The organism is Microcoleus sp. PH2017_05_CCC_O_A (genome assembly GCF_020738785.1).
GTDB lineage: Bacteria > Cyanobacteriota > Cyanobacteriia > Cyanobacteriales > Microcoleaceae > Microcoleus.
In genome coordinates this window covers 1-9,985 of sequence record NZ_JAEQCB010000249.1, presented here as the reverse complement: position 1 = coordinate 9,985, position 9,985 = coordinate 1, and the positions used below count along the sequence as shown (strand labels likewise).

Annotated in this window: 8 protein-coding genes, 1 pseudogene and 1 riboswitch; of the genes and pseudogenes, 4 read left to right on the top strand and 5 right to left on the bottom strand. The window is 45.6% G+C overall.

The annotated features are described in order from the left end of the window. Positions 1–1,092: pseudogene (locus tag JGK20_RS32965) on the top strand (hypothetical protein); the annotation flags it as partial. A gap of 531 nt (positions 1,093–1,623) precedes the next feature. On the opposite strand, the gene JGK20_RS32960 reads toward JGK20_RS32965, so the two are convergent. The 5 genes from JGK20_RS32960 to JGK20_RS32940 form a co-directional block, all read right to left on the bottom strand. Further along, positions 1,624–2,334 (bottom strand): precorrin-2 C(20)-methyltransferase, encoded by a 711-nt coding sequence (locus JGK20_RS32960; protein WP_293193370.1) that lies wholly within the window; start codon positions 2,332–2,334, stop codon positions 1,624–1,626. Next, positions 2,331–2,960 carry a precorrin-8X methylmutase gene (locus tag JGK20_RS32955; protein WP_293186726.1) on the bottom strand — a complete coding sequence of 210 codons (630 nt, stop codon included), beginning with the start codon at positions 2,958–2,960 and terminating at the stop codon, positions 2,331–2,333. Before JGK20_RS32955 ends, JGK20_RS32960 begins: the two co-directional genes overlap by 4 nt. Positions 2,961–3,189: 229 nt before the next feature. Then, positions 3,190–4,668, bottom strand: coding sequence for a precorrin-3B synthase (gene cobG / locus JGK20_RS32950; RefSeq protein WP_293233630.1), 1,479 nt, complete (start codon positions 4,666–4,668; stop codon positions 3,190–3,192). A 52-nt stretch (positions 4,669–4,720) separates the two neighbouring features. Further along, positions 4,721–4,837: riboswitch (cobalamin riboswitch) on the bottom strand. 381 nt (positions 4,838–5,218) lie between these two features. Beyond that, the gene (locus JGK20_RS32945; RefSeq protein ID WP_293186722.1) at positions 5,219–5,800 is read right to left on the bottom strand and encodes a MerR family transcriptional regulator; all 582 of its coding nucleotides are present in this window, start codon (positions 5,798–5,800) and stop codon (positions 5,219–5,221) included. A 55-nt stretch (positions 5,801–5,855) separates the two neighbouring features. Further along, a complete protein-coding gene (locus tag JGK20_RS32940) occupies positions 5,856–6,725 on the bottom strand; it encodes a methyltransferase domain-containing protein (RefSeq protein ID WP_293209018.1) in 870 nt (289 codons plus the stop codon). A 279-nt stretch (positions 6,726–7,004) separates the two neighbouring features. Between JGK20_RS32940 and JGK20_RS32935 the strand changes: the two genes are divergently transcribed. From JGK20_RS32935 to JGK20_RS32925, 3 genes are all read left to right on the top strand, one after another. After that, positions 7,005–8,576, top strand: coding sequence for an NAD(P)H-quinone oxidoreductase subunit N (locus JGK20_RS32935; protein ID WP_293233628.1), 1,572 nt, complete (start codon positions 7,005–7,007; stop codon positions 8,574–8,576). 185 nt (positions 8,577–8,761) lie between these two features. Continuing rightward, complete coding sequence (locus JGK20_RS32930) at positions 8,762–9,250, top strand: OsmC family protein (RefSeq protein WP_293233626.1); 489 nt, start codon at positions 8,762–8,764, stop codon at positions 9,248–9,250. A 22-nt stretch (positions 9,251–9,272) separates the two neighbouring features. Continuing rightward, entirely contained in the window at positions 9,273–9,872 is a 600-nt protein-coding gene (locus tag JGK20_RS32925; protein WP_293233624.1) for a Uma2 family endonuclease, read from the top strand. The last annotated feature ends 113 nt before the right edge of the window (positions 9,873–9,985 follow it).

The window sequence follows — 9,985 nt, the reverse complement described above, 5'->3', positions numbered from 1 at the left end:
CAAGTAATCATCCAAGATATCAGCTTGGCAACCGACAACATATTGTTCCGTAAACAGAAATATTACTCACCCTCACTCCGAAAAACTTATGTAGCAGAACTACCACTAGGCTACGAAGGAGAATTTGGACCAGGAATCAAAGCCCTAATCATCAGTTTGTACTATGGGGGTAATATGACGCAAGGCAAACTACTAGAATTTTTAGCGGATTTAGGTATTTCCATCTCAGCCGGTTATTTATCCAACCTGTTAATCAAAAACCACTCGGGTTTTGAAACCGAGAAAAAAGAAGTTTATGATTCAGGACTAGCGAGTAGTCCTTGGCAACACTTCGACCAAACAGGTGCGCGTGTAGGTGGAGTCAACCATACGACCAATATCATCTGTAACCCTTTATATACAGTATACTTCACAACAGCCAATAAAGATAGACTGACCGTACTGAAAGGATTACAGCCAGGACGAGAACTGAAATTTATTCTAAATCCACTGACATTCTCACTAATTGAGGACTTCAAAATCCCGATTAAATGGCAAAACGCTCTCCAGCTATTACCTCAAGAAACGGTGTTGGGTGAGTCAGAGTTTAATCACCTACTCAATAAGTATGTACCCAAACTGGGCGCTCAACAAGTTACCAGGATTAAGGAAGCAGCAGCTATTGTTTTCTATCATCAGCAAACTGATTGTCCAGTCGTACAAACTCTTTGTTGTGATGATGCTCCCCAATTCAAGTTAATCACTGCCGATAGAGCGCTATGTTGGGTACATGAGGGAAGGCATTACAAGAAGTTAAGCCCGGTATTCCATTGCCATCAAGTAATTTTAGAGCAGTTTCTCGATGATTTTTGGGATTACTATCGGGAATTATTAGCTTATAAAAATGCTCCCAGTCCTGAAGCTGCACTGCTTTTAAGGTCGAAATTTCTGCTGCTTTTTGAAACTCAAAGTGGCTATGAATTGTTGGATGAGCGCAAACAATTAACTGCGACAAAAGTATCGGAGTTGCTGAGGGTTTTAGAGCATCCTGAATTACCTTTACATAATAATCCGGCTGAGTTAGCTGCCCGAACTTGCTGTGCAGCGACGTAATATTAGCTATGCAACTCAAACGATTGAGGGTACTCAGGCTTGGGATACTTTTATGTCTCTTGTTGCTACTAAGGAGTCAGTTGGGAATCAGTTTTTTTGATTATGTCCGTGACCGAATTTCTCAACTTGGAATTATTCCCTCTCTGTCCACTATTATTCGCGAAAAATCTGCTCTTTATCCCTTGGGCTTGTCTTGGCAGCTAGATTAGCTCCTTCCCCTACTTATTGAGCCGATACTCTTTTTTCTAGTTTACTTTGACTTGTGTGTACACGGTAGCCTTGGGAAGGGGGGTTAGGGGGGATCTGTCTTAAGTGAACCGTATTGCGTTATAGGCGACTTGTCGCCCCGACAGTTAAATTACTAATTCATTATCTGAAATTTGGAGATGTTCCAATTCCCAATCAAAATCCCAGAAATCATTTTCGGCTCCAATCTCGCATTTTTTATCGTCTCATACCCTGATTCAGCAACGCCTTCAGGGTAATTATACTGTGTGATGCCCTAGGGTGCGGAATGTGGGTTGAATAAGGTCAAGATACAGACTTTTGCTGGCTGGGTATCATGACCAACGCCCAGTAGGGAACCTGGGCCGGATCGACATCGGCGATCGCCCGAATGGACTGATTCGGCATAGTTGCGCGTTCTATATATAGTGCGCGATCGAATTGTCCCAACTCAATCAGCACGTCTCGAACTTTCGCAAAGTGCCTCCCCAGCTTAATAATCACCGCAGCATCAACCAGCGCCAGTCGATCGCGCAAAACATCAGCGTCCAACGTCGCAGGCATAATACTTAACACATCGTTACGATAAGTCAGTGGCACTCCCAGGGCACTCGCACTCGCCATCGTCGAAGAAATTCCCGGCACAACTTCGGTTGTAAATTTGCCCGACAAACGGTTGAACAAATACATAAACGTGCCGTAGAGAAAAGGTTCGCCCTCGCACAAAACCGCCACATCCCGCCCTTCGCTGAGGTGGGCGGCAATTTTCTCGGCTGCAATATCGTAATACGGTTGAGACGATCGCGTGGGGCTAAAAGGCAGTGGCATCGGAATCTCAATTTGTTCTGGGCGCAAGTAATCTGCGACGATCGCGCGCGCGAGCACTTTACCATTTTCCATCGCCGGATACGCAATCACCGGCACCGATTGCAAAATCCGATAAGCTTTCAAAGTTATCAATTCCGGATCGCCAGGGCCGATGCCCAATCCGTACAATTTACCAGTAGTCTTAGTCATAGTTCGTCCTCTTTAGCTAACGCATTCACGGCTGCTGTTGCCATCGCACTGCCACCGCGCCGTCCGTGTAGCGCGATAAATGGCACTCCCCGACTGTTGGCAGCGAGTTCGGCTTTGGATTCGGCCGCCCCCACAAATCCTACCGGGAAACCCAGAATTAATGCCGGTTTCGGGGCTCCAGCATCCAGCATTTCCAGCAATCGGAATAAAGCAGTCGGGGCATTGCCGATCGCCACAACTGCACCATCTAACTTATCTAGCCACAAATCGAGTGCTGCTGCCGATCGAGTATTACCGATTTGCCGCGCCAACTGCGGTACATCGGGATTCCAGAGGGTGCAAATCACTGGATTGTCTGCGGGAAGCCTTTTGCGGGTGATGCCTTCGGCTATCATCCTGGCATCGCACAGAATTGGTGCGCCTGCTGCGAGGGCTTTGCGCCCGTGGGTGGCGGCAAGGGGGGAAGCTGCTAAGTCTTTAACGATGTCGATCATTCCGCAACTGTGAATTAGTCGCACTGCGACTGTTTCTAAGTCTGGCGGCAGGTTTGATAAGTCTGCTTCGGCGCGGATTGTGGCGAAGGATTTGGTGTAGATTTCTGTTCCGTCTCGGATGTAGTCAATCATTAAGATAATTGGGAATTGGGAATTGGGAATTGGGAATTGGGAATTGGGCATTGGGAATTGGTAATTGGGAGACTGTACTTAACTTTATTTAAAATTGTTAGGGGAAGTTTGTTTGATTTGTGGAATGGCTTTTTTTAATGAACCGCGAAGGCGCTTTAGGCGAAGCCGCGCGTCAGCGCTAGGGCGCGAAGTAAGAAAGAGAAGGGGAGATAATGACAGTTTGTCTGTTTTAATGATTTTCTGGGTTCAGTAATTTCTGCAATTTGTCGATCGCCCACCGATCGCAAAATTCACCTAATGACTCGCGAGGTTCTCGAAACCGCTGGTAGACGCGCAACATTCGCTCGATCGCACGAGGCATCTCGGCTACACTGACGGCTGGGAATATTTGCCGTCCAAAGGGCAAGTCTTTTGTACCTGCATAAATGTTGTAACCTGGGATTGTTTCGCCTTTCTGCTGAATCTGAATTCCTATTAAGGTGATATCTATTGGCTGGTGTTGGGCGCAGGATTTTTCGCATCCGCTGAAATGTATATTGATCGATCGGTCGATCGTCAGTTTTTGCGCTAAATCCCTCACCATTGCTAGGGCGTCACTTTGAGCATCTGTCGCTGCTGACGCACAGCCGCTGCTACCGGCGCACGCAACTAAGCAGGAATCTAGGCGAGTTGCAGATGAGTGCAATCCTAAATCGGCGATTTGCTGATTGACCTCGCAAACCTGGGAGTTGGGGATGTCAGAAATCAGCAGATTTTGCCACTGCGTAAGTCTCAGGGTGCTTCCGCCTAGATTTTGGGCTAAATTTGCCAAATTTCTCAGTTGCTTTGATTCTAGCTTGCCTAGGGGGAGTGCAATGCCGATGTAGGAGAAATCGGACTGTCGTTGACTGTGAATGCCGAGATTACCGTTGGGTGCGCTCGTGACAGGCAGGATGCCTGTTCCACAAGAGTTGTTGGATATGTCTTTTAGAAAAAGTTCGATCGCCTCTTGCCGCAATGCAAACGGCAAATTTTTCTCTACTTGTTCTAGATATTTTTCTGTACCCCAATCAGCGAGTAGATGACGCAAACGCGGTTTTTTACCATCAATTCGAGGCTGACTTTTTGTATATTCAAGATACGCGTTTGTTAAGCTTGCTAATACTAAAATACATTGCGATTCTTCGATTATAATTCCGGTCTCAACGCCGTTGAAATGCAGACCAAAAATAATTTTGGAATTTGTCAATCGCCTTTTTGCCACTAATAAAATATCATTGCGGAAATTCCGGATAGAAACTAATTCTCCGCCATCAAAGCCAATGCTGAATTTAGCGGAAAGTTCCGATAACTCAGGATGGGTTTGCAGGTAATTATCCCAAGCTGCAACTAGCGGGCGAGTATCCAGTAAGTTTTGGCGATCGATTCCTGCTGTCGGACTTGCCATTATATTGCGAATTTGGTCAACTTCAACGCGCCGAGACGCTAATCCCAATTCCTGTAAATCTTGCCAAACTTCTGAGGGAATTTCCGAGTGCAATTCTCGGATTTGTAAATTTGCCCGATTTGTGACTTGCAAACAGCCGATACTGTAGCGATCGACTAAATTGGCGATCGACCAACACTGCTGTACATTTAAAATTCCCCCCGGAATCCGCATCCTCGATAAAACGCCGTCTCGGGCTTGGGAACCGTAAAATAAGCCGGGACAAGTCGGTAAATCACTCAAAAGCAACAAATAATCTCCTTCCCCGTGCGACGCAGGGAACCTAAAAGTAAACGCGGCAAACGCGCCCTGAAATCGGCATTCTGACTCTCACAGTTGCGGCACAGCGCCGGAATTGCACCGGACTTTCCCGCTTTCAGGTTTAAGAAATATATCATAAGTCGATCGCCAGCAGCACAAAATCTCAAATTTCTTAATTGTATAGTTGCTAATACGAACTCGCCAGTAGACCGGAATATTCCATTTGTTAATAGGCGTTGCTGATTTACGGTATGAAAGGCTAAATATGCCAGTCAGAGAAACCAGTATCGACAAAGCTTGGGGATTTTTAACTTATTTTTTTCATACCCTGATTAAGCAACGCCCAATTTTTTAGCCAGTTTCTGGAAACTCACTATGCTGATTGTTTCAAGGCTGCGATCGCTCTGCCGATATATTCAGACACGGCTGAATCAAGTGCACCCTGGGAGACAACCTCTACTCCTTCCTGTTGATACATATTGTTGAGCGATCGCGCAATTTCCGCATCACCGCCCGTGAACTCCTGAACCAGTTATAGCCAGCGTCGAGCCAAGACTTGCACCGATTCGTCAGCCGGATCTGTGCCGTTTTTCATTTGAGTCCGAACCTGTTCAATGAGTTTTTGCCAATCTGTTTGACTTTGCTGGATTCGTTCCTCTCCCAACAACTCCCGGCGTTGCTTGATGGTTTCCAATTGTTCAGGCGTGTAGTATTTTTCAAACATACAAATTGCCTCAATGGTGTGAATCAAATTTTCGACGGAAACCGATTGTGCCGATTGTAAACTGCTAGAAATCGACTCCAATCGGTTGAGCAATCGGTGAGACAAATCAATCTGTTCTTTCAGACGCGCTACATGGAGTTGAATGATTTGCTCTAGCGAGAAATTCCGCTGTTCCAAACATCCTCGGATTTCCTCTAAGGAAAAGCCGATTTGTCGCAGCGATACGATTTGCTGCAAGCGGATAATGTCATTATTCGCATACAGCCGATAGCCTGTTTCAGTCCGCCCCGACGGCGAGAGTAAACCAATTTCTTCGTAGTAATGCAGTGTCCGGACGGACACACCTGTTTGTTTTGCCAAATCGCCGACTTTCATCGCCAAGGGTGGCATACCTTTCCTCCTTTCGGTTCAGAGTCGATCGCGGAATGAATCAATCGTAAAACCCTCACGTGGCGTCAGTGTCAAGGGGTGAAGCGAAAAAATTTTCGGAGCTTGGGCGATCGCCTATATTAGATTTGCGGGCAATTACAAAAAACATTGTGACATCGTTCCAAAAGTCTTGTGCCCTTGAGACTGCATTTATTGCGGCAAAATAGTCTTGTTTGCATTGTTCCCATTGCTGGTATGACCATTGCACTCCCTGAAGTCCAAATGCGCTGTTTGCGTTGCCATTCCAAGCAGCTTCTGCATCTTGTAAGTCAAATCCAAATTGCTCGTTGGTAATTTCAATATTCTGAAACCCGATCGATCGCAAAATTTGGCAGCACTTCTCGTGCGTCCCCAGTAACTCGTTGGGATTGCGAATCGTAATGCCGTATCGCTGCACAACTTCCCGAAACAATATAGATGTAGTTGGAGAGGTTTCTGCCAGACAGGAAAACGCGAGAGTTCCGTCCGGTTTCAGAGCATTGTACCATTGACGGAGAGCTTGTGGAATATCTGTAAAATAGACGATCGCACTGGAACACAAAATTACATCAAATTGGTTGTCGGAAAATTCTTGTTCGTCGGCGTCTGCTTCGGCAAACTCGATATTCGCCAGCCCTAAACCTGCAACTTTCTGCCTCGCTTGCTGCAACATTCCCGCAGCAAAGTCAGTTCCCAAAACCCAGCCAAGAGCCCCAACAACCTGGGCCGCCGCAATCGCCGCTAAACCTGTGCCGGTAGCGATATCTAGAACTTGCTGGTGCGATCGCAATTTTGCCAATTCTACTAACCGAGTTGCAGCCCGTTTGTGAAATTCATTTTCGTAATCCGGGCGGTTGTTAAAGTCATTCAGAATCTGCTGTTTGTAGTCACTTAGCGAGTCAGTCATGCCGAGTAATTGGTTAAATTTTCTACACTCCTGGACGCAACAGGCAGAATATGGGAGTTAACGCTTAGGTATGTTGTTGCGCTTGGGCGCTCTTTCTTATATATATCAAAGAGCGCTGAAGCGCAACTACGTACCTTGTATCAACTCCCCAGCAACAAACACCGCAAAACTGGGATCGCGAAGCTGTAATCAGCTACAATCCAGTTTGGTAAAGAATTTTTACGAGCTAACTGCCCATTACAGCCTTTTGGGCCTGTATTACCCAACGTGACTGAAAATATGGATTTTGCTACTCTTGCAGCCCAGCTAAACGCTGGAACTATCTTACCCGAGGGAATTGTCATCATCACCCTCTTGGTGGTTCTCGTCGGCGATTTAATCGTAGGCCGCAGTTCCTCTAATTGGACTCCCTACGTTGCCGTTGCGGGTTTGCTGGCCGCCATCGCTGCCTTGTGTTTGCAGTGGGATAACACTAACACTATCTCGTTTCTGGGCGGTTTTAACAGCGATGCCTTGAGTTTGGTGTTTCGCGGAATTATCGCTTTGACGGCGGCTGTCACTATTTTGATATCCGTGCGCTACGTACTGCAAACGGGTACTGCTTTAGCGGAATTTATCGGCATTTTGCTCACGGCTACTTTGGGGGGAATGTTCCTCAGTGGCGCCGATGAATTGGTGATGATTTTTATTTCGTTGGAAACTCTGAGTATCTCGTCTTATTTGCTGACGGGTTACACAAAACGCGATCCGCGTTCCAATGAAGCTGCTTTGAAATATTTGTTAATTGGTGCATCTTCTTCGGCGGTGTTTCTCTACGGTATTTCGCTGCTGTACGGATTGTCTGGCGGCCAAACTACTCTAAGTGCGATCGCAGCCAACCTTTCTACAGTTAATAACGGTGAATCTCTTGGTTTGGTGATTGCATTGATTTTTGCGATCGCCGGAATCGCCTTCAAAATCTCCGCAGTTCCTTTCCACCAATGGACTCCAGACGTTTACGAAGGTTCGCCCACACCAGTTGTTGCCTTCCTTTCCGTCGGTTCCAAAGCCGCCGGTTTTGCCCTAGCCATCCGGTTATTAACAAGTGCATTCCCCGCACTCACAGAACAGTGGCACTTCGTATTCACAGCCTTAGCCATACTCAGCATGGTGTTAGGCAATGTGGTGGCCCTCGCCCAGACTAGCATGAAGCGGCTTTTAGCTTATTCGTCGATCGCCCAAGCCGGATTTGTGATGATTGGTTTAGTCGCAGGAACCGAAGCCGGTTACTCCAGCATGATATTTTATATGTTGGTTTACCTGTTCATGAACCTAGGCGCTTTCGCCTGCATCATTCTGTTCTCCCTGCGGACAGGAACCGACCAAATCAGCGAATACTCCGGCTTATATCAAAAAGATCCGTTGCTAACTTTAGCATTGAGTATTTGCCTGCTTTCCCTCGGCGGAATTCCGCCGCTGGCTGGATTCTTCGGCAAAATTTATCTATTTTGGGCAGGCTGGCAAGCTGGACTTTACGGCTTAGTTATCCTGGGATTAATTACCAGCGTAGTTTCAATTTACTACTACATCCGCGTCGTTAAGATGATGGTAGTAAAAGAACCTCAAGAAATGTCGGACTCAGTGAAAAATTATCCGCCAATTCGCTGGAACCTTCAGGGAATGCGGCCCTTGCAAGTCAGCGTTGTACTCACCTTAGTTGCAACAACATTGGCAGGAATTTTGTCAAATCCTTTGTTTAACTTAGCAAACGATTCTGTTACCAAAACTCCCATGCTGCAATCGGCATTGAGTCGGATTGTACCCGTTGCAACTGCTAAAGTTGAATCAAATCTTGTGTCTCGCAACGATTAATTTCAGTCAATTCTGAAAGATGATAAAGCGCCTAACCGTAACAAGTTAGGCGCTTTTTCAATTTAAAAAATCGGTTCGATCGTTCGGACTTCAGTCCTCAGCATTTGATGCGGACTGAAGTCCTCACTACAAACAGCTCCTATGATATAATATTAATTATAATTTTAATTACCAAATTAATATAAATGAGCAAAGAGCACACCTACCGCATCCATACAGTTTGGACTGGTGCCAGTCAAGGTTCTACTTCATCTTATGATGCTTATTCTCGCGAGTATACAATAAATATCGAGGGTAAGCCACCATTCCTAGGTTCAGCAGACCCAACTTTTCGGGGCGATGCTGCGCTGTACAATCCTGAAAATTTATTGGTAATGTCGCTGTCAGCTTGCCATATGTTGAGCTATCTTGCTTTATGTGCTCGTGCTGCGATTCGGGTGATTTCTTACTCGGATGAAGCGACAGGTACAATGACACAAAAAGATGGCAAAATTAGATTTACCGAGGTAATTCTACGTCCGAAAGTAACCATCGAAGCTGGTAATGATTTGGAAAAAGCACGCAGTTTGCACGACAATGCACATCATGTTTGTTATATTGCGAATTCGGTAAATTTTCCCGTGCTGAATGAAGCAACAGTTATTGAAATGAATGCTTCCGAAGTCAATAATTAACAAAGTCGCAACAGAGGTGAAAATGTTAGTAAAAACCAAGCAAAACTTTTATACTCCAGATGAGTACCGGCAATTAGAAGAAACTACCGAGTTTAGAAATGAATATCGCGATGGAGAAATTGTAAAGATGACAGGCGGCACAATTAATCACAGCCAGATAATAGGTAATATTTATGCCTTCTTGAAATCTGCTTTGCGGGGAAAGAATGCAAGACCATTTATGAGCGATTTGCGGTTGTGGATTCCTCGATATCGACGGGGAACTTACCCCGATGTGATGGTAGTTGAAGGAGAATTAGTTTGCACTCCAGGACGCAAGGATGAGATAGTCAATCCGGTACTGATTGTGGAAGTGCTTTCTAAGTCTACCAAAGATTTTGACCGAGAGGATAAGTTTCGGTTTTATCGATCGATTCCTGAATTCCGCGAGTACGTATTAGTCAGCCAACAAGAATTTTTAGTGCAACAATATATTAAGAATGAATCAAATCAATGGTTGTTTCAGGAATATGAGGGAGAATCTGCAACAGTTTCTTTCAGTTCGATAGGAGTGCAAATGTTGATGAGCGATATTTATGAGCTGGTTATATTCGAGACGGCGGCAACCGAAGTACAGGAGTGAAATTCATGCTATTGGGTGATGCGATGTTTAACTCGGTAACAGTAAAACAATAATTTGGTTTGTTGGTGAATAGATGCAATGTCATTGCGAGCTCTTAGCGAAGCAATCGCAGA

Bases quoted from the DNA above. Each gene is read 5' to 3' on its own strand.
- JGK20_RS32960 (WP_293193370.1), bottom strand. From the start codon at position 2,334: ATGACTAAGACTACTGGTAAATTGTACGGATTGGGCATCGGCCCTGGC.
- JGK20_RS32955 (WP_293186726.1), bottom strand. From the start codon at position 2,960: ATGATTGACTACATCCGAGACGGAACAGAAATCTACACCAAATCCTTC.
- JGK20_RS32945 (WP_293186722.1), bottom strand. From the start codon at position 5,800: ATGCCACCCTTGGCGATGAAAGTCGGCGATTTGGCAAAACAAACAGGT.
- JGK20_RS32940 (WP_293209018.1), bottom strand. From the start codon at position 6,725: ATGACTGACTCGCTAAGTGACTACAAACAGCAGATTCTGAATGACTTT.
- JGK20_RS32935 (WP_293233628.1), top strand. From the start codon at position 7,005: ATGGATTTTGCTACTCTTGCAGCCCAGCTAAACGCTGGAACTATCTTA.
- JGK20_RS32930 (WP_293233626.1), top strand. From the start codon at position 8,762: ATGAGCAAAGAGCACACCTACCGCATCCATACAGTTTGGACTGGTGCC.
- JGK20_RS32925 (WP_293233624.1), top strand. From the start codon at position 9,273: ATGTTAGTAAAAACCAAGCAAAACTTTTATACTCCAGATGAGTACCGG.